This is a genomic window from Sediminibacillus dalangtanensis (genome assembly GCF_017792025.1).
GTDB lineage: Bacteria > Bacillota > Bacilli > Bacillales > Amphibacillaceae > Sediminibacillus > Sediminibacillus dalangtanensis.
This window is the reverse complement of record NZ_CP046956.1, coordinates 1,057,944-1,083,279: the sequence shown is the minus strand read 5'-3', so window position 1 is coordinate 1,083,279 and position 25,336 is coordinate 1,057,944. Positions and strand designations below refer to the sequence as shown.

The window sequence follows — 25,336 nt, the reverse complement described above, 5'->3', positions numbered from 1 at the left end:
AAAACCGTTCTCCTTTTATCTGACTCCATCATACAAGGGAAGAGAAGAGCCACTTTTTTTCTTTCCGGCAGCAAGCAAGATAAGGAATCCGACTCCCGTAAAAATGATACAAATAATAAATACATTTTCATAACTCAATAGGGAGGAAACATAACCGAACAATAAAAACCCGATTGTCTGCCCGATTTTTTGCGCATTCATATATAAGGTTGTGGCTGTTCCCGGTTCTTTTGGCAGGAAATTTTGAAAATAAGTCACTGCCAAACCAGCAGTTATTGCCACATTGGCTGCGCTCAATAGTTGCAGCGGGTATATCTGCCATGGAGCTGTCACGTTCCATAACAGCAAAAAGTAAACAAATGAAAATAAAAAGCCGAGTTTAATTAGCCATCCTAGATCAAGCCTCGTCGCCAGGATACCGAAAGCAATCATTAACGGTATTTCAAAAACAGGGGGAACACTAAAGATCATCCCGACATGTGCTTCCGTACCCCCGAGGACTTTAGTGACAAACTGAGGGATGTTCTGCATGTTGATTGTCGTTGCTGCATGCAGCAGAAACATGGCTACTATATTGGCAAAAATATAAGGACGGAAGATGAATTTCCCTAGTACCACTTGTTTTCCGGACATATCTTGTTTTTTCGGTTCATCCTTGATAAAGGCCACCACTGCGATGATGCATAGGAAAAAGCCAAACGCCACCAATAAAAATAGTCCTTCGAAGTCAACAAGTACCAGTACCCAACCTGCAAAAGCCGGGCCGACTGTCCAGGCAAGCGCCGTAAACATGCGAAATATGTTCATCACAAAAGGGATTTCCCTCTTAGGAACTTCAGAGGATTCTAATATCTCCCGAGCATGTGCCCATAACTGCGGCATCGTTGCTGAAGCCATGCCAAGCAGAAAAAACGCCACCATCGATAATAAATAGTAATCACGAATGTAAGCAAAGCCGATGTACCCAAATATCGCAGCGACCGACGTAATTACCAAAATCATCTTCCTGCTTATGTTCCGATCCGACAGTTTACCGATGTATGTACTGATGACCACTCCCCCTACAGCCATTATCATCATGAACACACCATATGCCATGTTGCTCATACCAACTACATCCAACCCGAATATCGAGGAAAAAGGGACAAACAAAGACATCGAAAGCCCTACCATAAAATTTAAAAGCAATAAAATAGGGAATGAAGGAATATTCCAAACCATTGCTGTCCGATGCTTTACCGACCGTAAAAAATTTCTTGCCACATGTATCCTTCCTTCTATTAATCTGCCTTTTTCGATTTATCCTCTGGACTATTATCCCACCATCGATTTCAGGAAACAACTAATTAGTCGCCGCTTCTATGTTATATCAGCATCTGTAGCTTCTTTAACGACGAAACGTGATGAAATCCGCATGTTCTTTTTCATGTTCCCGAGACGTTGATGATTTGGCCGCGGTGATGCTCACCATGCAATGCCAAATGAACCAAGATGTCGCCTAGCGAATGTGTACAAGATTTTCCTGTACTGGTTTGGTAGGTTACTAACTTATCGAATTCCCCATTTTCCAAAATCGTTTCAACGTTCAAGTGGTGCTCTCGCATCCTTTACGTACATCCGCCAGATTCATCTCAGGCCAGACCGGATGAGAAGCAGACGAGTTACCTGCTATTCTTGCAGGCAATATTTCTTTTGCCGCCAGTATATATGCGCGAATAGGCGTATTCTCCTCGTCCCCACCCTATCAAGAATACATAAGCTCTTCGTACCGTTTAGCGGCAGGAAGTGAGTGGAAATAAAACATGAGAAGTCGAATTTTATCCCATCGAAACAGTTCTTGGTATTTACGATAAGAAATAATGGAGGTGACTACTATGTGGGAACAATTCGGACAATCAGCGATTACGTCCCTCGGCTTTTTTTGGAAAGCTGGATGGGCATTCATACTCGGATATTTAATCAGCTCGATGATCCAGGCTTTCATCCCTCAAGGAAAATTAGCCAAATATATTGGAAAAGACAATGCTAAATCAATCGGACTTGCAACACTTTTCGGGGCAATTAGCTCCTCTTGTTCCTTTGCAGCTCTTGCTGCCGGAAAAAGCTTATTCAAAAAAGGCGCACATTTTGTCGCTACACTTGCATTTTTATTTTCATCAACAAACCTGGTAATAGAATTAGGAATTTTGATTTATATCTTTTTAGGATGGCAATTTGTCGTAGCAGAAATCATCGGAGGTATTCTTTTGATCATGGTTGTCTCCATCCTGGCCCGTATCACCATGCCGAAAAAATGGGTTCAAGCTGCCCGCGACCGCACAGAAGATGAACACCAGGAGGAGTTTGACTGGAAAAAGAAGATCCGTACAAAAAAAGGATGGTACCAGGTTGGACATGAGTTCGTCATGAATTGGCAAATGGTATGGAAGGACATTACGATTGGTTTCACTATCGCCGGAATCATGGCAACCGTTGTTCCAGAATCATTTTGGGAAGGGTTATTCATGGCAGGAACAGATGGTGGTTTTTGGGTAGTATTGGAAAATGCCCTGATCGCTCCGCTGGCTGCTGCATTAACCTTTATCGGTTCGATGGGAAACATTCCGATATCAACCATTTTGGCATCAAGTGGCGTGACCTTCGCTGGTATCATGGCGTTTATTTATTCAGATTTGATTGTTCCGCCAATCGTGATGGTCAACAAAAAATACTATGGTTGGAAGTTGGCTCTTTATATAGCTGGTATATTTTATGTTTCGATTGTAATTACAGCTTTCCTTATCCACGGGGGATTTGCCGCACTAGGTATCCTGCCGGAATCCGGTCGACAAATCATGAACGAAAGTCCTTTCCAAGTCGATTATACTTTTTGGTTCAATATCGCTTTTGCCTTGATTGCCCTGTTCACTCTCTGGCTTTTCCGACAATTTAAGCAGTCAGGAGCACATGCTGGAATGATGAGCATGGAAGGGGATTCTCGGTTTAAAACCATAATCACCTGGATTTGCATCGCTTTCTTGGCTGTTGGAACGATCCTTCATTTTGTATTGAAGCTATAGGAATAAAAAGATCCTGGGACAAAAGCATCTTGACCAAAATGAAAACCGAACGAATCCACCATTCGTTCGGTTTTTTTGATGAGCAAAAAGCAAAACGTTCCCCCTTATAAAAAGGTGCCACTTTCCACTCCGGCAAGGTACTTCGCTTTCCGCGGGCACGGCTTTTAGCTAACTTGGAAAAGAATACCGCTTTGCCAAGTGGATCTTCAGCTCGCGCTCATCCCGCTGGAGTCTGCGCACCTTGCCTCCGTTGAAGGAGATACATTCTCTTCTGGTGTGATTTCTGTTTTGCCTATTGCCGTTACGGATAGAAAGCGAAGCAGCATGGATACCAGGAGTACTTCTTTATCCTTATGCTATTGTCCGATTTTTAAAGAATATAAGGAACGACCATGCTGATTTTTCGTTTTCTTCCCTGTTTGGATACCTATCAGCCAATAGAAAAATACGGTTCATCTTGTCTTGATCGTGTGGAAATCAGAACACAAAAACGTAGCGATTCGAAGCACGCATCAAACAGCAGGATAAAAAGAGAAAATACAAATAAAAACCGAACAAATTTGACTGGCATTTAGAATTCACTCGGTTTTTGCTTTGGTGGCCATGCTTTTGTCCCAGGCTCTTTATTTTCTCTTCATTATCGTTTTGGAATAGCTAGACGCTGCACCCTTCAACCAACGTAGAGTACCCCCTTTATAGAAAATGCCCCTAAGCCGGTTCCGTAGAATATTTACATAATTATACACAATTTAGTAGAATAGTAGATAGCAAGCTGCAATAACGAATGATACAATGAATAGGAACTTTTTCAGGAACACCAGTTGGACATTAGCTTACGAAGTATTTATGGCCATTCTTGCCTTTGTGTCCGTTTTCTTTATCTGGCTTGATGAAGAAAGGTGGACTTATCTTCACTTTGTCATATGGTTGTTTTTCTTTCTGGACGTGACTATCCGCTTAATAATCAGTCCTGCAAAATGGGAGTATGTTAAAAAAAACCCTTTGGATATTATCGCGGCGTTGCCACTTGATGCCCTTTTTCAAACAGCTCGTATAGCTAGGTTATATAGAGTTTTGCGAATCATTTCGTTGTCTAAAAATCATTACAAGCAACTATTTGCTATACTTCGGACCAATGGCTTAGATAGAGTATTAACAGTGTCTGTCCTGCTAATTTTTATATCAACCATCATTGTGCGATATGTTGAGCCAAATATCGACAGTTTTATGGATGGGCTGTGGTGGTCGATTGTCACTACCACCACAGTGGGGTATGGAGATATTTCCCCTTCTACTGCTCCGGGGAGGTTGATTGCTGTGTTTTTAATGTTAATTGGCATAGGCATAATCGGAATGCTTACCGGATCGATAACTACTTTTTTCGTGAAAGAAAAGCAAACGAAACATCCTACAGTTGAATTTGTTCAAAACCAATTAAATCGTTTTGACAGCCTTACCTATTCAGAAGTGAATCAACTTGCTTTACTACTGAACGAGTTAAAGAAAGAAAAAATGAGAGAGCGTTCCGCTCTAACGAAGGAGATAAACCATGAATGAAGCATTGAAACGAATACTAGAAGTACTTAAATTAGCTGAAAAGTTAAAGTATGAGCTGCGGCACAGCTGGCTATCAAATGGACGGCAAGAAAGTGTCGCAGAGCACTCATGGCGGGTGACGTTGATGGCGGTTTTTCTGGAACCATATCTTGGCAAACAAGTCGATACAGCAAAGCTTTTGAAAATGATCACCATTCATGACCTGGTGGAAGCAGAAGCAACGGATATCCCAGCTTTTGATACAATGGACAACCAGCAGGCACAGATGGAAAAACAAGAACGGGAGCTTCAGGCAATTGAAAACATCCGTAAGATGCTTGGTGGTGATTTAGGAAATGATATTCAGCAGCTGTGGATGGAGTTTGAGGATAAGTCCAGTTATGAAGCAAAAGTCGCCAATGCTCTCGATAAGCTGGAAGCACAACTACAGCATAACGAAGCAGACATTGCTACCTGGCTGGAAGTTGAATATAAAATGAGTTTCATGTTGGGCAAACACACAGACTTCGATCAGGCGCTAACCTCGTTTCGACAATTGGTCGAGCAAGAGGCAGAATCAAAGTTGAAAAAAGCTGGTGTTTCCTTAAACGAAGTCAACCACCTTCTATAAAACTTGATCATATTGCCCCAATTTTCGACTTATAAGGAGAAAGGGGCTTTTTTATTACCTCACACTTCAACGGACTTTCCACTTCCGTTCACGTGCTGATAGATATGATCGACGAACGCTTCACCCGTAAGATTGATTGGCTCAATATTTTTCTTCTGTAAATGAGTCAGTTTCAGCTCCGGCAGATCAGGAATGACTAAGTATGATGGTTGGTCGTTTTTTTCCAGATGTTTTAACACATTGGTGATGAAAAGATCATTATTTTCATCTGCAAAACTGTACCCAATGAACAAAATGGACTTTTGAGCCGCCAATGACTTCAGTCTTTGCCAAATCTTCCTCGTATGCCTTTCCTCATAATCTGCATAATCCCCGCTGGATATCAACATACTTTCCGGAGTCCGGATATCACCGTGGATTTTATATAGCTGTACAGGCTTTTCGTCTGCTTCTTCCAACTGGGCATCTGTGAAAACTGTTGCTAATCTGTTTCCATAAGCCAGTTCGAATAACCGATCATAATTTGTCGTGATGATGGTATGGATGGTAGAAATCCCGGCAAGTTGCTTATGAACATAAAGATTCACCGGATTTTTGTCAATCATCCTGTTCATGATTTCGACAATTGGTTTGCGGGAACCATGGCGCAGGCGAATAAATTCCTCTACCATATCTGGAAAGTGCTTTATCGTTTCAAGTTGTTTCCACTCCTGGACACTGCATGAATCTTGGACTTCCCGTTTGATTTCATCGACAGCAGGCATACCGGCATAAAGAGAAAAGCCAGCCCCTGCCCAAATAATCACTTCACTGTTGACTATCTTGTTTAACAGTAGTTCAAGCGACATAATGTCCCTCCTGCTGTATGGATCAAAACATCCATTTACTTTACCCATTTGCCCCTAATGGTATTACTAATTACAAAACAAGTTGCATGTTCATTCCCTGTTATTATGGCGATTTCATAACGCTTAGTGGAGTAAATTCTGTAAATAAAGGGAATGAATTCACTGGTAGTTTTTCGATAATGGGTAAACGGACTGCCATACTTCGATGCTAAATGACGGTCTAGCAGGAGGATATGATAAAAGACAAACAGAAAAAAATTTGTCTTGGTTTGACGGATCCTTTTTCCATCGATGGCGTTGTAGTTCTAAAAAAGTGTTAAAATAAGACCCTGTAAAAAAACAAAATCACCAACAGAAAGTCCCACCAGACTAGCGGCTGTTCCGTATTTAAGGCGAACATCTTATTCGTCAATTTCTCCCTATATATAATCATGAACATTCAGTGACAAAAATCACAATAAAACATGAACCTTTTGTGACAAACTTCACATATAATTGTATTTTTCCATACGCCGTACTATGATAATTAAATGAAAAGACCATGTACCGCTTTAGCTGCTTGATAAGCTACTAAATAAACAGAAAGGGGTACCTTTCATGAAAATAAAAGGCACTTTGATATTACTTATGTTTGCAGTCATGACTGTATTGACCGGCTGTGAACCATTGATGATTTTAAATCCTAAAGGGCCGCAAGCCCAGACACAGGCAGATGTCATCCTATTATCGATTGGTATTATGTCCTTTATCGTTATAGCTGTTTTTGCCATTTTAATTTATATGTTGGTCAAATACCGCGCTTCGAATCAAAGCGACGATTATGAGCCTCCCCATATCGAGGGAAATCACATTGTCGAAGGCATTATTGTCGGGATACCAGTCCTTATTGTTATCGTTCTTTCGATCGTTTCTGTACGAAGCAACTATCTTGTCGAGGCGACTCCAGAAGGTTACGAAGATCAAGATCCATTGGTTGTTTATGCTCAATCTTCCAACTGGAAATGGCATTTCAGTTATCCGGAAGAAGGGATAGAAACAGTCAATTACCTTTACATTCCAACCGACAGAGCATTGGAATTCAAGCTTTACTCGGAAGGGCCTATCACCAGCTTTTGGGTACCACAGCTTGGCGGACAAAAATATGCGATGTCTGACATGGTGACCACCCTTCACCTGGCAGCTGACGCACCTGGTGAATATATGGGCAGGAATGCCAACTTCAGCGGAGAAGGTTTTGCGGAAAACACTTTTAGCGTCAACGCCGTTCCACCGGATGAATTCGATGAATGGGTCGATGAGGTCCAAGATACGGCAAAACCGCTTACGGAAGATAAGTACAAAGAACTGCTGGAGCCAGGACATCTTGGACAGTTGACATTTTCCAGCACACACTTGGAATTCTCTCCTCCTCCCGAGGGCGAGCATGGCGGTCATAACCATGGCAGCAGCTCAGAAGACTCGGAAGAAGGAAACATGGATATGGACCATGAAAACATGGATGAAAGCCATGATCCATCTGAGTAAGACTAGTAGATTGACAGAATACAAGTTAGGTTAGACTATTCGAGTTATTTCCTGAAAGGAGTCACAAAAGGATGGACTTTTTTGATAGATTTGCCATACCTCATCCAAGTCCTGTGATTTATGCATCCATGGTGGCCATTACGCTCACCTTGGTAGCGATCGTCGCAGGTGTCACTTATACAAAAAAATGGGGCTATCTATGGCGCGAGTGGCTGACTACCGTAGACCATAAACGGATCGGTATGATGTATTTAATCTCCGCTTTACTGATGCTGTTCCGCGGAGGAGCCGACGCCATCATGATGCGGGCACAAACTGCCCTCCCTGAAAATACGTTGCTTGACTCCCAGCACTACAACGAAATATTCACCACCCATGGTGTAGTGATGATTATCTTTATGGCCATGGCATTTATCATGGCTTTGATGAACTTTGTCGTACCATTGCAAATCGGGGCGCGCGATGTTGCGTTCCCTCGTCTGAACGCGTTAAGCTTTTGGCTTTATTTTTGGGGAGCCATGCTGTTTAACATTTCCTTTGTCATCGGCGGATCTCCAGATGCCGGCTGGACATCGTACTTCCCGTTGGCCGGAAATGAATTCAGCCAATCAGTTGGTACCAACTATTACATGATTGCGATTCAAATCGCTGGTCTGGGTACACTGATTACCGGTATCAACTTTATCGTAACCATATTAAAAATGCGGGCACCGGGCATGACACTGATGAAAATGCCGATGTTTACATGGTCGGCTTTGATCACCAACCTGATCATCGTGTTTGCCTTCCCTGTATTGACAGTAGCTTTGGCCATGGGAACCATCGACCGTTTATTCGGCGGTAACTTCTTTACCACGACCGATGGCGGAATGGATATGCTGTGGGCCAACCTGTTCTGGGTTTGGGGACACCCGGAAGTTTATATTCTCATATTACCGGCCTTCGGTATTTACAGTGAAATCATCCCGACTTTCGCCCGGCGGAATCTCTACGGGTACAAATCGATGGTCGCATCGATTGTGTTGATTTCCGTGCTTTCCTTTGTCGTATGGGTGCATCACTTCTTTACCATGGGACAAGGGGCAATGGTCAACAGTATCTTCTCCATCACGACGATGGCGATTGCGATACCGACCGGAATCAAGATTTTCAACTGGCTGTTCACCCTTTGGAAAGGGAAAATCACGATCACTGTTCCGATGCTTTATTCGCTAGGCTTCATTCCGATTTTCACAATCGGCGGTGTTACCGGGGTCATGCTTGGTATGTCGGCAGCCGACTATCAATACCATAACACGATGTTTCTGGTTGCCCACTTCCATCTGGTAATCATTCCAGGAGTTGTATTTGCCATGCTGGCAGGACTCACCTACTGGTGGCCAAAAATGTTCGGTTTTATGCTGAACGAACGAATCGGCAAATTATCCTTCTGGCTGATTTCCATCGGTACATGTGTCGCCTTCTTCCCGATGTTCATTTCCGGACTGGACGGACAGGCGCGCCGGATGTACACGTACTCGGAAGCAACTGGATTCGGCATTTGGAATATGATTTCCTTTGTCGGTGCCATCATGCTGGCCGCAGGATTTGTGACAATCGTTTATAACATTTATTACAGCACACGCTATGCATCCAGAGACATCAGTTCTGATCCATGGGACGCCCGCTCGCTCGAATGGGCCACCCATACGCCTGTACCTGATTACAACTTTGCGATTACACCGCAGGTCAATTCCAGTGAAGCATTCTGGGATTCTAAGAAAAACGGTCACAAGCTGTTTCCTGGCGAGTATAAAGAAATTCACATGCCGAATAACAGCGGGGTTCCCTTTATCATGAGTGCCATCTTCTTTGTGCTCGGTTTTGCCTTGGTATTCAGCATCTGGATTTTGGCAGTCATTGCGCTGCTTGGTATCTTTGCCTGCCTGGCACACCGTTCTTTTGAACAGGATCACGGCTACCACATACCGGTAGAAGAAGTGAAAGAAACGGAAGAAAAATTGGGAGGTGCCCGACAATGAAGGTAGACCAAACAAAGCCTCTCGAATACAGTACGGAACAAAATAACTTGAATATATTAGGCTTTTGGATGTTCCTTGGGGCTGAAATCATGCTGTTCGCCACCCTGTTCGCCTCTTATTTTACATTAGAAGGCCGGACAGGAAGCGGTCCTTCCGGCAGCGAAATTTTTGAAATCATGCCGGTCATCTTTGAAACCTTTATCCTGCTGACCAGTAGTTTTACCATTGGTCTCGGCGTCCATGCAATGCGACTGATGAATAAAAAAGCGACAATCGCTTTCTTCAGCATTACCTTGCTGTTAGGACTTGCCTTTGTCGGATTCGAGGTAGTGGAATTCTTCACGTATATTGAAGAAGGAGCTGCATTGCAGACAAGTGCGTTCACGTCGATTCTGCTGTCCACTTTAGGGACACACGGAGCACACGTCACCTTCGGTTTGTTCTGGGGATTGTTCATCCTCATCCAAATCAAAAAACGGGGCCTCACTCCGGAAACGGCAAATAAATCATTCATATTCTCGCTTTACTGGCACTTTCTGGACGTCGTCTGGATTTTCATATTCAGTTTCGTCTACTTGAAAGGAATGATGTAATATGAAAGAACTATTCCCACGTAAGCAAGTCATGGGCTTTGTCTTTTCGTTAATCCTGACGATCGTTGCGCTGCTGGTTTACTTTCTGGATATGTCGTTTGCCGTTGGCATGACTGTATTGCTTTTAACAGCCTTCACTCAAGCCGGTTTACAGCTGATCGTGTTCATGCATGCCGGCGAATCAGAGGATAGAGGGTCGATTTATCTCAATATTTATTACGGTGTCATCATTGCCCTGCTTACTGTATTCGGAACACTGTTGGCAATGATTTGGGGTTATGTATAAATAATAGAAAAAGAGCACCTGCTGCCAGGTGCTCTTTTTATGCATGTTTGGAACCCATTTGCTTCCGGTGTTCGATTTTCTCCAGGATTTCTTCGGTCACTACAAAGAAAACACCCATAAGAAAGATAAACACGGCTCCCATCACAGTCCCGATTCCAATCGGCGTCAAAATACTGGAACCGCTTGCAAAGAAACCTGCCAAAAAAATGATAATACCTGCCGTCAGCACGACAGCCCCTGTTATTTTGGTTGCATTGAGAATTTGAGCTTTTGTTGCCATCCAACTCATCCTCCTTTATTCTTACCTCTATTATCCATCTTGTTCACATCTTTGTCAAAAGTTTGTTACGGAATTGTGAATCTTTTTTCCTTTCCTTGTATTATTTCCGTTATGAGGGGTTGTCAAACATGACTCATCGAGGCTAATAAATTTTCTGGTTCTGTAAAAAATAGAATGATGAAAGAAAGGAGATGCCTGCGATGAATGAAACCGTTGTTGTAATCATCCGAGTCATTATTTCATTTTTCACCTTGCTGATTTTCACCAGATTGCTCGGCAAACAAGAGGTCGGTCAACTCACTTTTTTTGACTATATCAACGGCATTACGATCGGATCCATTGCGGCCACTCTGGCAACAGATCTATCCGCCAAGGCATGGGCGCATTGGCTGGGGCTTGTTGGTTATGCTTTGTTGACTGGATTGCTACAATACATTACGATTAAAAACCGGTATCTCGGAAAAGTGCTCGATGGAGAACCAACAGTTGTAATAGAAAACGGCAAGATTTTGGAGACCAATCTGAGAAAAATGCGGATAAAATTGAGCGAATTGATGACCCTGTTGCGCAGTCAACAAATCTTTGATATCACACAAGTGGAATATGCCGTATTCGAAATTAACGGAGAACTGTCTATCAAACCAAAACCGGAATACCTTCCTGTCACCCGCAAGGATTTGCAGATTCCGACTAAACCCGGACGCCTGGCCACAGAAGTGATTCAGGACGGCGTGGTATTGGACCAGAATCTTGAGCAGCGAAAAAAAGACAGGGATTGGCTTCACCAGCAACTTCGTGCCCACAATATCGAGAATATCAAGGAAGTTTCCTACGCTTTAATCCTTCCAAACGACCGTCTTTATGTCGATAAATTTGACGATAATATTGGAAAGGAAACTGAAATGGGCGACTATGATGGACCTTACTAAGGACGGAGGGAACCACTGATGAAAAAGTTTCTTTTATACTTTATTCCATTATTAACCTTGTCTGTTTTCATTGCCGTTATGAATAGTGGCGCCTTTCTAAAACAGCCACTTGGAAAAGATGATCGTCTATATGAATCCATTCAACTTATTGAAGCTGGTGTAAAAAACAAAGACTGGAGCAAGGTAAAGACGGAAACCGCCAAGATGGAAAAAGCCTGGGATAAAATCGCACGGCGCATACAATTCAGTGTAGAAAAAGAACAACTGTTGGAAATAGACGGAACGATCGCCCGCATTCGCGGCGCTGTCGAAGCCGAAGATGATCAAAGTGTGCTGGAAGAGATTTATTATTACTATGGACAGTGGGAACAATTGGCCAGATGAATTTACATAGACTTTCTGGTACAAGCCTTTTTCTATTGGGTGACTTTCCCATTATCTTATTCATCCATAGTATGGTATAATATCTATTTCAATCTATTAGATTCTATCCTTTCTATAAATATTTTCATAAAAGGAGGTACATTATCTTGGCTAAAAAATCAATGATAGCGAAACAGAAGCGCCCGCAAAAATTCAAAGTACAAGAATATACGCGCTGCGAGCGATGCGGCCGTCCCCACTCTGTCATTCGTAAATTCAAGCTATGCCGAATTTGTTTTCGAGAATTAGCTTATAAAGGACAAATTCCTGGCGTCAAGAAAGCAAGCTGGTAATCACGGGTCAGCTGAAAAAGCTGGCTCTTCCTGCTTATTTCCTACTCAGTGCTGTCTCCTTTTCATGAAAGTCATGGATACATCCTCCCTTTATCATCTACATAAATCGATTTTACAACCGTCCGTTGATATTTCTCTCCTCCACTCTCACCTTGAATATCGAATGTTACGTTATACACTCCCGCTCCCAAATCTGGCAAGCGGTAATTGGAAGCCCGATCAAGATGGTGTACCACCTGTGTTTGTTGCTGACTATTTTTATATTTCTCCAGTTTCACGGTTACAGTCGGTTGTTTTGCTTGATCAATTGCAGCAACGTTAAATTGATTATCCACCATCTCAACCTTCAGGTTCCTATTAAGTGGACTATCGATAGCTGCTTGAAGCAAGTAATGTTGCGTCTGATCAGTGTCAGCTGAAATCGACCACTTACCAGAGATTGGTTTTGATATCAAAATCCGATGATGGTACGCTCCCATTAAATAATCCGTCTTATCTGCTTCTATGGAAAAGGCTGTATATGTTTTTCGGTCCGGACCCACAAGTTGTAATCGTGGATTTTTTTCATCACTTATCCAGTCGACTTGTAATCCTTCCGCCCCCTTTTCTACATAAAAAGATTCTGTCTGTTTCCCTTGTGACTGACCGCCTCTTAGTATAAATCCATACTGCTCATCCTGTTGAACCGCCTGTTCGTTTTTCTCTAATGGAGAAGGTGTGTTCAAGGTTTGAGTTTCTTCTCCAGTTTCAGATAAAAAGCCAGAAAACAGTTCAAAGGTAGAGCTCCCTTGTTTAATGGTCTGGTGATTCCATGCCCCAGCGCTTATCTCCATTCCATAAGGCAGCCTGGAGCTTGCGACTGTCACAGTACCGTCATTCGGTCCATAACTGCTCAGATACAAACCTCCCCAATACAGTGAGCTGCCAAAGCTTCCTCGCTCCGTTCCCCCAAACGTGAAAAAAGGAATTTCGCCTGTAACCTGATCCGTAATGGATCGGAAATTCGCCATGTAACCAGTCTGGAGCGAGTAGGTCGCATCATTTTTGCTTCCCAATATTTCCGCCAGCCAACCGGCCCAGCTACTGTAAGCAAGATCAGCAAGCTGGCTGCCGTGGTGTGGGGTCGACAAGGTAATGACTTTCTCGACATATGGTGCTGCCCCGTAGTGAACCACAGCAGACTGAACATCGATCCCACCTTTACTATGAGCCACGACGACAACCTTTTCTCCATAAAAAGAATATACTTCCTGCAACTTCTGAGCAAGCAACTCTCCATTGTCCCACATATCCCTGGTCGGATATAAATCGATAAACGCTGTTTCAAATCCATTTACAAAAGCTGTATCATACATGTCATTTTCTTCCCACCATGTGGAGGAAGAACTGTTGAGACCGTGAACGAACAAAATGGGATGATTGGCATCCGAACCATTGGAAGGTGTTGTACCGACATACCATTCTCCTGGATTCCCTGGAGGATCCCCTTTTCCAAATGACCCCGCCAGTACCGCTGCGGGAAGTAGACCAAACAACAGAACAAATACAACCAGCACCTTTTTCAGCATTTCCTCACTCCTTTTTTATTCTCATTGAGAGTATATAAGGAGATGAAAGAGGTAGAACTTATATACAGAAACAGGTGTAATATTTTACATAACCTTGTCTCCCAGAGATGAAGGTATGCAAAAAACGATGAGAAAACATGTCTTGGTTGAATAAGAGGATACCTGAGGTCAGCAGAGGGAACATAAAGAAAGAATTCAGCGTAAAAAAAAAAGGAATTACTGAAATCCCCCCCTCCAGCTTCCTGCGGAAAGCGGGTGTTTTTTCGTAGATGGATAACACGCGCTAATGCTTAGCGCTATCACTTTCAAATCCAACAACCTAAAGAATAAGCGCAAGACCTGTTTAAAGGAGTACAGGCTAGGGCCGCCACGTCCTGTGGCAACGCCTGCATGACCCACAGACAGTTAAATTTATCATTTCCTATACAAAGACAAAAAATCACCAGCATCGTGGAAAACGCTGATGATCCTATCGGAAGAAACTGCTAAGAAAGACTAGAATTATTTAAATTTATTTTTTCGTCAATTCCACCAGCCCATCAATGGATCCGGCTACATGTGTCACAGCATTATTTACTTCATCCAGACTGCTTTTGAAGGTTTCGATTTCCACCTCAATCGAATCACTTTGATTCTTGCTTTGCTTCATTTTTAATACAATCGTGTCAAACACTTGATTGATTTGTTTCATGTCATCCGTTCCGTTATGGATTAACTCCCTAACTTCCGAAATGTAGGAAGAAACACCATTGATTTGAGCGTCCGTTTTTCCAACAAGCTCGGAGACACTTGCTACCGAATTCTTTGTTTCTTCGGCCAGCTTCCGTACTTCATCGGCGACTACAGTAAACCCTTTCCCATGTTCACCTGCTCTGGCAGCTTCAATCGAGGCATTTAAGGCTAGCAAATTCGTTTGCTCTGCAATTCCGGTTACAATGGTGACAACTTCTCCTATTTGATTGGATATTTCCAGGAGACTCTCTGTTTCTTTTTTGATTTTTTCCATCCGGTCATTAATATCCGTCATTTTTTCCTGCTGACTTTCCAGGTCTTGTTTTCCGGTGATGGATGTCTGTTCAACATCCATAGATGTTTCGGTTCCCTCTTTAGAAATACGCAGAATCCCTTCTAAGTTAGCCACCAGCTCTCCGATCGATCCTGTGGTTTCTTCAAACACAGCTGCCAATTCGGAGGAGGTATCCTTGATTTCACTGTGCAACAGATTCATCTCTTCCTCTTGTTCACGATGGGTCTTCTCATTTTCTTGCTGGAAAGCATCCAATACGAGTTGTTGCTCCAGGCTCAATATTTTAGTTACGGCTTCGATCGCCTTGAGCGATTCTTCTTTTGTTTGTATTTTTTCGTGGATGATGGCAATAAGAGACAGCAATAAGTCTTGGAAGGCGCACATATACCACTTGGGCTGCAACCCGATTTTAAAATGTATATGAGCAATTTTCAGCCGTTTATCAATAAAATCATCGTCGATCTTCCCGTCAAACATCTCTTGAATGTGGACGAGTAGTGTTTGTTTCAGCCTGTCGACCGAACTATTGCTTTCAATGATGCCCATCAAAGAACTTTCATGCTTCAAATTGCGGTAAAACTGTTCCACGATAGCATGGATATTCTCCTGAACAAAAGGCTTCAAGGAAACGAGCACCACTAAATCCTGTTTTTGCAGGTTGATCATTTTGATTTGTTTCTTTAAATCTTGATAATGATCGATGTTCATCCTTGTGTTCCCGACAAGTGTTTCGTCGATAAAAGTCCCCCTGCTTGTTTCTTTTCTCTTTTTAAACCCTAACTGCATGACTTTTCCCCCATATATTCCTTTTATTTCCTTCTTATTTAATATCGGATGGATAGGAGGGATTATGAAGAAGAGAACTAAAGGGCATATTGGAACGTTTATCCTTCACTAGCAAACTCCGATCAGCTTTCTGGTTCATCAGGCTTTTCCTGCCTTTTCCTCTTTCGCCTCAACCGCTGCAATATCTTTTTGGAGTCAAGATTGATTGTTTTCGGTTTATAGTGTTCGGATGCCTTCAAGTCATCGGTGGATGCTTTCATGAACGACCATGCCAACATAAGCATGATAAACAATAACGGAAAACCACCGACAATGCTTGCTGTCTGTAACGTCGACAACCCACCGATAAACATCAGCACCAACGGCATCAAACATAGGGTGAATGCCCAAAACAAACGATTCCAGCGTAATGGTTCATCCTCCACTTCCGACTGGACAACAGAAGCAAGAATATAGGAGCTTGAATCAAACGTGGTTGCTAGAAAGATAATCGCCAAGACGGTAAAAACAAGGATAATCAAAGGCGCCCATGGCAGTTGATTGATTATGCTGATAATCGCATAAGGTGCACCTTGGTCATTCAACACACTAACTACATCGAACTGACCGGTAAGCTGCATATACAGTCCGAAGTTCCCCATGATACCAAAAAACAATAAACTACCAAGCGAACCATAAATAATCGTTCCAAGAACCATTTGGCGAATCGTCCGGCCACGGGAAATTTTCGCGACAAACAAGCCAACAAATGGGGCATATACAAGCCACCATGCCCAATAGAATACCGTCCATCCTTCTGGAAAACCTGTACGTTCGAACGGCCCTAAATTATTGAATGGTTCTGTCCACGTGCTCATATGAAAAAAATTATCCAAGATCAAGCCGATACTATTGGTCGTCGTCTCAGCAATGAAGGTAGTCGGGCCGAATACAAAAATGAATGCCAGCAAAAAGATAGCCAGCCAAAGATTCAAATCACTGAGCACTTTGATACCCTTCCGCAGCCCCGAATAAGCGCTGATAGCGAAAATCGTCGTACACAAAATCAGGATAATCGTCTGCATGGTCATATTCGCGGGCAGGCCCGTCAGCCGGGAAACACCCTCCGCAATCATCGGTGCTCCAAGGGCAAGTGTAGTACCTGCCCCGCCCATCAATCCGAACATAAACAAAATATCGATTAGTTTACCGACAGGACCATCAGTCAGCCGCCCGATCAATGGCCGGCAAGCTTCACTTATTTTTAACACCGGTTTCTTCCGGACGTAATAAAAGTAAGCCATCGGCAATGCCGGAAGAGTATAAATCGCCCAGGCAATCGGCCCCCAATGGAATATTCCGTAAGAACTGGCCCACTGGATTGCCTCTTTGGAACCTGTTTCAATCCCAAAGGGTGGAGCCTGATAATAGTACGCCCATTCAATCGTTCCCCAGTACAAAATACTGGAACCAATTCCGGCACAAAACAACATAGCCGCCCAGGAAAAAGTGTTAAACTCTGGCTTTTCGTCTTTTTCGCCCAGTTTTATGTGTCCGTTCACGCTAAACGCCACGTATATCAGAAAGAAAAACAAAACAAAGCCGACGAGCAAATAAACAACGCCGAAGTTTTGGGTGACAAAATCATTGGCCGCCAGGACAAATGCTTCTCCCTGTTCAGGAAACAAGACTAGCGGGATGGTAACTGCCAGCAATATTATTAAAGCTCCAATAAAAGTCGGCCAATCAATTAAGCGATTTTTCATGTTATCTTCCTTTCCTGAAAGTTATGAGGAATTGTAAATAGGAATATGAAACCTTCTATCTGTTAGTTTTGTTTAAAAACGTATTTTTATCCGGTCCGCCCGTCATTAACCGTTCAATGACAAAATAATTACCCTTCCACTGTTAATATTTCGTATTGGTTAGAAACTGCGACATAACCCTGATGTCTCTTCCTCCTAGTCTTAACAGAATGAGTGCTAATCCAACGCTGCGGAAAAACACTCGCTTTCCGTGGGGAACGCTTCAGCCTCCTCGCTGGAAAAACGCCAGCTGCGGGGTCTTCAGACTGTTCCATTCCCACAGGAGTCTCGCATTTTCTCGCAGCTTGGTAACGAATCTCTCCATAGAAGAACTTATCCCTTATACATTGTGTCTGTGGATAATATTCTGCAGAGTCAAAACCTTAATGAAGCCTCCGAAAAACGAAAACAGTTCCTATCTCTGACAGATTGCTGACTCACACAATCAATGTTTAGTGGATGAAGAAAATACATTTAAAAGTGAGAATGGAAAATACTCTCCGTTAGAAACAGGAAGCTGGTCCAAGCGAAGGAAATACCCGGAGACTCCTGCGGGAGGAAAGGCCTCGGTGAGATCCTGCAGAGCGTTAGCTCGAGGAAGCTCACCAGCCGCCCGCGGAAAGCGCAGGATATTTCCGCAGCGCCGAACTCCAACTCAATAAAAGTAGGAAGTTAGGAAGACGCATTCAAGCTATGTCGTAGTTTATATTTATTACGACCCTACATAAAAAAAGCTAACAAAAACGCCTGAAGGCATTCCTCCAGGCGTTTTCATCATAACTGAATTTTATTGTTTCAATGCATGGTATTGCTCGATTACTTTTTTGCTGATTTCACTGCCTTCATCCAGGCCACTCACTTCTTTCAGCACATATGCCGGTCCATGCTCCTTGAGCATTTCCTGAATTTTCACGGCTTCTTCATCTTCTTCGTAGTCAAAAAGCAGTGCTGCTGCGATCGCCTTCGCTAAATTTGTGAACGACAATCCCGCTTTCTGGGCCTCTGTTGCCGGGCGGATCAGCCTGTCCTCTGGTCCTAGCTTACGCATCGGAGCACGGCCCACTCTGGTAACAGCATCGTTCAGGTACGGATTTTTAAAGCGCTCGATGTTTTTTTGGATATAGGCGAGATGTTCTTCTTCATTCAGTCCATACTGCCTCACGAGATAGGCACCGGTTTCTTTCAAGGTTTCTTGTACTTGCTTAGCAATCGTCTCGTCTGCCAATGTTTTATCAATTGTACTCTTTCCAGCAAGATAACCAAAGTAAGCAATCACTGCATGACCTGTATTTACAGTGAATAGTTTACGCTCAATAAAAGGTGCCAGCTCCTCAACGACCGTCATTCCTTCAATTGGCGGGATAGTTTGTTTTGTTTCGACTACCCATTCAAAGTATGGCTCGACCAGAACATCAAGCGACTCTGGATCTTCCTGGATAGGAACAATTCTGTCGACTGCAGAGTTGAAGAAAAACACCCTGCCTTCCAGTCTTTCTTTGGTGTCCTCATCCAGATTGTCCAAGATATGTTTTTTCAAGATATCAGTAGCAGAGATTTGGTTTTCACAAGCAATGACATAGAGGGGTTCATCCGTTTCATAGACACGCTCTGATAACCCACGGGCAATCAACGGAGCAATCCGCGGTAGAATGTTCGGTCCGATTGCCGTGGTCAGATATACGGCACCCTTGATCGCTTCGATCACTTCCTCTTCCTGCTTCATATTGTTTAGGCCGGATACATTTTCAATTGTGGTCGTTTGTTCCTGCTCGGTAGCCAATTTAACCTGATAGCTTTTTTGTTCATTCAATTTATCAATGATTTGGTCAGCAATATCGACAAAAGTAACATGGTAACCAGACTCGGCGAATAAACCACCGATAAAACCACGCCCGATATTTCCTGCACCAAAGTGAACGGTTTGTTTCAACGTCATCATTCCTTTATCAAGTTATTTTGAAGGTAATCCAAAAACAGGTCCTCCAATTTTTTGCGAATCATGGCTTCGTTTGATGATGAAAAAATCATCATAGCGACATCATTTTCAATTATACTCGTGCTAATCAGGCTAAGGACTTCCTGCTCACGAGGGCTCATGCTATCGGGTGCAAGCATTAACAACAAGTTTTTCATTTGCACTTCCTGACCATCCATTCCTTTAATGGTACAAGGCTGCTCTAGATGAGATATTTGAAAAATCAATTCTTGAATATGATCATCCCGACAATGGTACAAGCCCATGTTCGTCCCCGGAATCCCTAAGCCGCCTCTTTTTTCACGTTCCTCAAGCTCTTTCACGATTTTTTTCGAATCCTCCAGCAGGTTGTCGTCCTCAGCTTGTTCGACCATTTTCCACAATACTTCCCGGTGATCAGTCGATTGCTGCTGGCGGTAAACCCGAAGATTAGCAAGAATTCCTTCTATGCTGGAGTGGACCTCCTTGATTTCCTTCAACAAATCATGAATTGCCGGTTGCTCTGAATGGTTTACAGATCCATTTTCTTCCGCTGGTCGCAGATAGTGTTTTTTGCTTGTCATTTTTTCCAGATTTCGTTGTAAAAAATCATGGATCGCTTCCGTGTCTTCTTCGCTGAGCAAAGGGCTCACCAGGATGTAATCAAATTCTGTAAAAGGCAGCCGCACGGTAGAAATGACGATATCAAACGAATCCAGATCCGCATGTTGAAAGTCGTTGATCGATAATATATCTACTTTTTCAATTTCCGGGATTTCCTGCTGAATACGACTCGCTAGCATTTTCGAAGCACCTATCCCCGTCGGACAGACAACCACCGCTTGTATCGATGTCTTCTCCTCATTCATCAACATTGCCGAGCCAAAATGAAGTACGATAAAAGCTACTTCTTCATCCGGAAACCGGACATCTTCAAAGTTATCTTCCAAACTTTTTTTGACAGCCATGAACAATACCGGGTATTTCCGCTTTATATCTTCGGTCAAAGGGTTGAATAATTCCATTTCTTGTTGCAGGCGAAACAAAGAAGGCTCCATATGCGCGAGCAGACCCTGAAATAGCGAGAAGTCATCCGCCAAATGGACATGGAGCTGTTTGGAAACATCCGCAATGACATTTTTGATCAACCTGCCCAGCATGATGCTGTCGTATTCAATGGCATCAGCAGCCTGTAGCTTGGACCCCTTTAAAATAACCGACAGAAATAGCACATCCTTTTCCGTAAGAGGCACCCCATACTTCTGTTTCAACTCTTCGCATATTTGCTTCATTCCCTGGTACTCCATGGAGGATTTGTCCACAGATTGGTCATTTTCCTCCAATAGATATTGATTTTCCGATCGCTGCATGGTGATACAAATATGAATAACCAAACCGATGTAATCGCTGTCGGCAAGTCTGGATTGTCCCTTATTGATCGTTCGGCTAACCAACGTATCTATTTCCAATAGATATTGTGGGGAAAAGTAACTCAACACAGGTCCCTCTACCTGATTCCCTTTTTGCAGCAAGTATAATTGCTCGATCAGCTCTTCATGGAAATGCACGGAAAAGTAGCCGGCCAGAGCCTTCCTTTTGTCGGACTCCTGTGCGTTCAATTCCACGCCTACTCCACGTTTCCTCGAAAGCCTCACCCGGAATTTCTCCAGCCAGGCAGCCAAATCATCCAAATAAGCACTCAAAGTCGCCGTGCTGACGCCTAGCTGTTTTGCCAGCACCTGCGTCTTAAAAGACGGCCCATCCTGCAGCAAAGTGATCAACAGGTAAAGTTTTCGCTCCTCCGGCGTTTCATCTGTCGGATTCAGACTGGAAAGGTGCTGCATCAGACGGTAAATATGCTCATTTTTTCCAGCGATGACGAGCCCATCACTCGACGTTCTGGTCAATCCCAACTGAAATTGTCGCAATGATTTTTCTACTGATTTCAAATCACGCTGAATCGTCCTTACGCTTACATTGAGAAACGCAGCCAAAGATTGTGCGGTATGCTTTCCTGAGGTTCTAACAATCAGATTGATGATGGATTTTTCTCGTGATGTAATAAACATATTACCCACTCATTTCTACATTAAAATGTTCTTCTAAGTACTTGGTCCATCTATACAGGAAAACAAGAAAATGCTTGCGAACCTCTTCTTGTTCCTCATTCCAGTTTTTGGGCTGAAAGTAGAACAGAAAGGCAGGAATACCCCCGCCTTTCTCCTCTATGCTGCACTTATTTACTGTTGATGATGTCCTTCAGTTCTTTCGCTGTTTTTGCCTGGACCATCTGTTCGATATTTTCCATTTCCGAACAAATGACTGCAATTCCTGAAAGGATTTCCAAGTGGGTACCGTCTTTTCCTGCGATTCCGAAAATCAATTTTGTTTCTTCTCCGTCAAAATCGACACCATTCGGTACCTGTACAACTGTGAAACCAGATTTGAGCACCGCTTTTTTTGCATCTTCCGTGCCGTGTGGAATCGCTACATTGTTCCCCATGTATGTGGATGTTATGTTATCCCGTTCAATCATGGCATCAACATAGCTTTCTTCTACATAGCCCGCTTTCACCAATGCTTCCCCAGCAAAGCGAATTGCGTCCTCTTTCGAGTCAAATTCCTGGCCGATAAAAATGTTCTCTTCGAGAAGCAAGTCATCATCATCATCTGCTTTTCCCGGATCTGGTTCTGTTACCTCTTCCTGAGAATCTTCCGTAAGTTCAGCCAGTTCTTCTGATACCCCGCTTTGTAAGCTGTCAATCAGCTTGTCATATTCAGGGCTGGATAAGAAGTTATCCACCGAAATATGGTAAGCGTTCGGCAGCTTGTTTTGAGCACGTGGTGTCAGCTCTTCCTGTGTAATGACGATTTGCGCGTCACTCGGCAGGTTGCTGATCGACGTATTCGTCACCGCCACATCGAGATCAGCTTCCTTTACCTTTTTACGCAGCAAGGAAGCTCCCATGGCGCTCGAACCCATGCCGGCATCACAGGCGAATACGATTTTGTCTACCTCTTCAGGCATCACACCATGTTCCGCTGTGTTTTCTGCAGCTCCCGAAGATACAGAGCCTGCAACAGAGCTTTTCTTTCCTTTCATTTCTTCCATCTTTTTGGTTGCTTGATCAATATCTTCTTCTGACTGCTTTCCGGATTTAAGCACAATTGCCGAAACAACAAATGAAACTACCGCAGCCACTATCACACCCGCATAGTTGGCGACATAAGACATTGCCTGTGGTGGAGTGACAGCTGTAATAGCAATAATACTTCCCGGCGAGGAAGGAGCCACAAGGCCTCCGCCCAACAGTACCAACGTAAATACGCCGCTCATTCCGCCAAGAATAACAGCGATGAACAACATAGGTTTCATCAATACATATGGGAAATAAATTTCATGGATACCGCCCAAGAAGTGAATGATTCCTGCTCCTGGAGCAGATTGTTTAGCAGAACCTTTTCCGAAGAGAGAGAAGGCTAACAAGACACCCAGACCTGGTCCCGGGTTGGCTTCTAGCAGGAATAACACAGACTTCCCTGCATTCTGTACCTGCTCAAGGCCAATCGGAGACAACACCCCGTGGTTGATTGCATTGTTCAGGAACAGGATTTTTGCCGGTTCGATCAGGATACTTGTCAATGGCAATAAGCCCGCGCCTACTAACCAGTCGACACCTACAACCAACACTTGCGTGAATCCGTCTACAGCCGGGCCGATCGCAAGGAAAGACAGGATTGCAAGCAATCCACCAAGAATACCGGCAGAAAAGTTATTGACAAGCATTTCGAAACCGGTTCTGATTTTCCCTTCGATTAACTGATCAAATTTTTTGATCACATATCCCCCAAGAGGACCCATGATCATCGCGCCAAGGAACATTGGCGTATCGGGAGCTCCGACAATCACACCGATGGTGGCAATCGCGCCGACCACCCCTCCGCGTTGATCGTGAATCAATTTACCGCCAGTATAACCGATTAACAGCGGCAATAAGTACTTAACCATCGGGTCAACTAACTTGGCAAGCTCTTCATTCGGAATGATTCCATCCGGAATAAACAATGCCGTAATCAAACCCCAGGCAATAAAAGCACCAATGTTGGGTAATACCATGGAACTAAGGAAATTACCAAACTTCTGTATTGCAACTTTTACAGATGATTGAGCCATATTATACTTCCTTTCAATAAAATAAGATAATATCAGACGTTATCATCATAAGTCACATGTAAACGCCATTCAAGAAACACTAACATTACCTTTGTCGCAGTCAATAAGACAAAGGTAATGTTTCTCCTATGCATAATGACCTATGGCATTATTGTGTACTTGTCCACCAAGTTCATTCGTTATCCATTGCGAGGGTTTAAGCATCAGATTCCCTCGCATATTCCTTGTCAGATAACTATCGGTTTAATCTGGCTTCAAACGGGGAAGATGATTATATGTAATATACTTAATGGAGGGACGATAAAATGGCACACGAAAAATATCAAGAGCTTCTCAACACTTTACATGACTGTATGGTACAGTGCAACCACTGTTATGATGCCTGTCTAGAGGAAGACGACGTGAAAATGATGGCACCATGCATTCGCCTTGATCGTGAATGCGCGGATATTTGCGGTTACCTGGCTCAAGCAATTACGCGTGGTACACCATATGTAGCGGAACTTGCTTCTGTATGTGCAAAAATTTGCGAAGACTGTGGAAATGAATGTAAAAAGCACGAACAAGAACATTGCCAGAAATGTGCGGATATCTGCATGAAGTGTGCAGATGCTTGCCGTAAAGTTGCTTAATTTAGTAAGGAACTCCTAAAAAAGTCTCCGGAATTATTCCGGAGACTTTTTTCTACTATATAAACATATTAGCCCTTCTAAACAACTTCACTTCACTAATTTGCTTGTGTTTGAATCATTTAGGCTGGGTGACACCTATTTCTTATTCACTTCTGGCTGGTATGAACAATCTACCGTTATAAATATTCCTTTGTAGTAATTTTTAAATTCAAGGACAGATAAATCCGCTTGTTTTATATAATCAAGTGTGTTCCGGTTTAAATGGCAGCCGTCACATACTTTTTTCCAAGCCGGTGTTAGTATATCTTGGATCTTCGCCCAAAACGGATGATGTACTTTAACATGCTCGAATAAGAGTATCCTTGCTCCGGGTTTGCTGACTCTTTTTATTTCTAAAATGGCTTTTTGTGGATCCGCAACCGTACAAAATACCAGCGTTGCTACTACCGTATCAAATGTATTGTCTGCGAAGGGAAGTTTCTCCGCCTCTGCCTTTATAAGTTGGACTTGCACTTTTCCCTGCCGCACAAATTTAGCAGAACGCTGCAACATCTGTTCATTGGGATCTATAGCCGTCACTTGTTCAACACAGTGCTGATAGTGTGGTAAATTGATTCCTGAGCCGGAACCAATCTCTAGAACTCTTCCTTTTGCTTTTGCTATAAGATTGCTTCGAATATCCTTAAACCTATGTTTCTCCAAAGGTTTCATGAAAAAATCATAGACTGTTGGAAACCATTTTCCCATTTCCCCTTCACCTCTTGTACCTAATATACGCCATTGTTATCAAACAATCATTAAAAAATGTTATCTATCGTTACAAATAAATCTGATTAATTCAATACATGAGGCTGGCCATCATTTCCGCAAACCCCTCCACTTCTCTACAATTTTAAACGAGGAATCTCTCTACTCACCACCAATCAGCTTGAGAGAAACCTCTGAGTGGATTCCTTCTGCTGTACAGGGATTGGCTTAAGACCACGGA

The 25,336-nt window shown here is 43.2% G+C and carries 22 protein-coding genes; 11 read left to right on the top strand and 11 right to left on the bottom strand.

What is annotated here, in order from left to right; translation table 11 throughout:
- Positions 1-15: 15 nt before the first annotated feature.
- Entirely contained in the window at positions 16-1,263 is a 1,248-nt protein-coding gene (locus ERJ70_RS05460) for a sugar efflux transporter (RefSeq protein WP_209367737.1), read from the bottom strand.
- Between the two features lie 161 nt (positions 1,264-1,424).
- Entirely contained in the window at positions 1,425-1,604 is a 180-nt protein-coding gene (locus ERJ70_RS05455) for a DinB family protein (RefSeq protein WP_209367735.1), read from the bottom strand.
- Between the two features lie 270 nt (positions 1,605-1,874).
- Between ERJ70_RS05455 and ERJ70_RS05450 the strand changes: the two genes are divergently transcribed.
- The 3 genes from ERJ70_RS05450 (at position 1,875) to ERJ70_RS05440 (ending at position 5,226) form a co-directional block, all read left to right on the top strand.
- A complete protein-coding gene (locus ERJ70_RS05450) occupies positions 1,875-3,059 on the top strand; it encodes a permease (protein ID WP_209367733.1) in 1,185 nt (394 codons plus the stop codon).
- Between the two features lie 792 nt (positions 3,060-3,851).
- A complete protein-coding gene (locus tag ERJ70_RS05445) occupies positions 3,852-4,616 on the top strand; it encodes a potassium channel family protein (protein WP_209367732.1) in 765 nt (254 codons plus the stop codon).
- Positions 4,609-5,226, top strand: coding sequence for an HD domain-containing protein (locus tag ERJ70_RS05440; protein ID WP_209367730.1), 618 nt, complete (start codon positions 4,609-4,611; stop codon positions 5,224-5,226). The genes ERJ70_RS05445 and ERJ70_RS05440 overlap by 8 nt, the downstream gene beginning before the upstream one ends.
- Positions 5,227-5,285: 59 nt before the next feature.
- On the opposite strand, the gene ERJ70_RS05435 is transcribed toward ERJ70_RS05440, so the two are convergent.
- Positions 5,286-6,074 carry an SIR2 family NAD-dependent protein deacylase gene (locus tag ERJ70_RS05435; protein WP_209367728.1) on the bottom strand — a complete coding sequence of 263 codons (789 nt, stop codon included), beginning with the start codon at positions 6,072-6,074 and terminating at the stop codon, positions 5,286-5,288.
- A gap of 597 nt (positions 6,075-6,671) precedes the next feature.
- Between ERJ70_RS05435 and qoxA the strand changes: the two genes are divergently transcribed.
- The 4 genes from qoxA to qoxD all read left to right on the top strand — a co-directional run bounded on the left by qoxA (position 6,672) and on the right by qoxD (position 10,498).
- Complete coding sequence (qoxA, locus tag ERJ70_RS05430; RefSeq protein ID WP_209367726.1) at positions 6,672-7,598, top strand: cytochrome aa3 quinol oxidase subunit II; 927 nt, start codon at positions 6,672-6,674, stop codon at positions 7,596-7,598.
- A 71-nt stretch (positions 7,599-7,669) separates the two neighbouring features.
- Positions 7,670-9,619 (top strand): cytochrome aa3 quinol oxidase subunit I, encoded by a 1,950-nt coding sequence (qoxB, locus tag ERJ70_RS05425; RefSeq protein ID WP_209367724.1) that lies wholly within the window; start codon positions 7,670-7,672, stop codon positions 9,617-9,619.
- Positions 9,616-10,212 carry a cytochrome aa3 quinol oxidase subunit III gene (qoxC, locus tag ERJ70_RS05420; protein WP_209367722.1) on the top strand — a complete coding sequence of 199 codons (597 nt, stop codon included), beginning with the start codon at positions 9,616-9,618 and terminating at the stop codon, positions 10,210-10,212. The genes qoxB and qoxC overlap by 4 nt, the downstream gene beginning before the upstream one ends.
- 1 nt (position 10,213) lies before the next feature.
- Positions 10,214-10,498, top strand: a complete 285-nt coding sequence (gene qoxD, locus ERJ70_RS05415; RefSeq protein ID WP_209367720.1) for a cytochrome aa3 quinol oxidase subunit IV — start codon at positions 10,214-10,216, stop codon at positions 10,496-10,498.
- A 37-nt stretch (positions 10,499-10,535) separates the two neighbouring features.
- On the opposite strand, the gene ERJ70_RS05410 is transcribed toward qoxD, so the two are convergent.
- A complete protein-coding gene (locus ERJ70_RS05410) occupies positions 10,536-10,778 on the bottom strand; it encodes a hypothetical protein (protein ID WP_026771686.1) in 243 nt (80 codons plus the stop codon).
- A gap of 200 nt (positions 10,779-10,978) precedes the next feature.
- Here ERJ70_RS05410 and ERJ70_RS05405 point away from each other — a divergent pair, with 200 nt between their 5' ends.
- The 3 genes from ERJ70_RS05405 to rpsN all read left to right on the top strand — a co-directional run bounded on the left by ERJ70_RS05405 (position 10,979) and on the right by rpsN (position 12,423).
- Positions 10,979-11,707 (top strand): DUF421 domain-containing protein, encoded by a 729-nt coding sequence (locus ERJ70_RS05405; protein WP_209367719.1) that lies wholly within the window; start codon positions 10,979-10,981, stop codon positions 11,705-11,707.
- Between the two features lie 18 nt (positions 11,708-11,725).
- A complete protein-coding gene (locus tag ERJ70_RS05400; protein WP_209367718.1) occupies positions 11,726-12,091 on the top strand; it encodes a DUF4363 family protein in 366 nt (121 codons plus the stop codon).
- A 146-nt stretch (positions 12,092-12,237) separates the two neighbouring features.
- Entirely contained in the window at positions 12,238-12,423 is a 186-nt protein-coding gene (gene rpsN, locus ERJ70_RS05395; RefSeq protein WP_011064535.1) for a 30S ribosomal protein S14, read from the top strand.
- A 71-nt stretch (positions 12,424-12,494) separates the two neighbouring features.
- Here rpsN and ERJ70_RS05390 read toward each other — a convergent pair whose 3' ends face one another.
- The 6 genes from ERJ70_RS05390 to ERJ70_RS05365 form a co-directional block, all read right to left on the bottom strand.
- Positions 12,495-13,991: an esterase/lipase family protein gene (locus ERJ70_RS05390; RefSeq protein ID WP_209367717.1), complete on the bottom strand. Its 1,497-nt coding sequence runs from the start codon at positions 13,989-13,991 to the stop codon at positions 12,495-12,497.
- A 511-nt stretch (positions 13,992-14,502) separates the two neighbouring features.
- Entirely contained in the window at positions 14,503-15,804 is a 1,302-nt protein-coding gene (locus tag ERJ70_RS20175) for a globin-coupled sensor protein (RefSeq protein WP_209367716.1), read from the bottom strand.
- A 122-nt stretch (positions 15,805-15,926) separates the two neighbouring features.
- Positions 15,927-17,549, bottom strand: coding sequence for a BCCT family transporter (locus tag ERJ70_RS05380; protein WP_209367715.1), 1,623 nt, complete (start codon positions 17,547-17,549; stop codon positions 15,927-15,929).
- An 826-nt stretch (positions 17,550-18,375) separates the two neighbouring features.
- On the bottom strand, positions 18,376-19,518 hold the full coding sequence (locus ERJ70_RS05375) for a mannitol-1-phosphate 5-dehydrogenase (protein WP_209367714.1): 1,143 nt from the start codon (positions 19,516-19,518) through the stop codon (positions 18,376-18,378).
- Between the two features lie 5 nt (positions 19,519-19,523).
- Entirely contained in the window at positions 19,524-21,611 is a 2,088-nt protein-coding gene (locus tag ERJ70_RS05370) for a BglG family transcription antiterminator (protein WP_209367713.1), read from the bottom strand.
- Between the two features lie 167 nt (positions 21,612-21,778).
- Positions 21,779-23,716, bottom strand: a complete 1,938-nt coding sequence (locus ERJ70_RS05365) for a PTS mannitol transporter subunit IICBA (protein WP_209367711.1) — start codon at positions 23,714-23,716, stop codon at positions 21,779-21,781.
- A 305-nt stretch (positions 23,717-24,021) separates the two neighbouring features.
- Here ERJ70_RS05365 and ERJ70_RS05360 point away from each other — a divergent pair, with 305 nt between their 5' ends.
- Positions 24,022-24,348 carry a four-helix bundle copper-binding protein gene (locus tag ERJ70_RS05360; RefSeq protein WP_209367710.1) on the top strand — a complete coding sequence of 109 codons (327 nt, stop codon included), beginning with the start codon at positions 24,022-24,024 and terminating at the stop codon, positions 24,346-24,348.
- A 135-nt stretch (positions 24,349-24,483) separates the two neighbouring features.
- Here ERJ70_RS05360 and ERJ70_RS05355 read toward each other — a convergent pair whose 3' ends face one another.
- Positions 24,484-25,095, bottom strand: coding sequence for a class I SAM-dependent methyltransferase (locus ERJ70_RS05355; protein ID WP_209367708.1), 612 nt, complete (start codon positions 25,093-25,095; stop codon positions 24,484-24,486).
- Positions 25,096-25,336 lie beyond the last annotated feature (241 nt).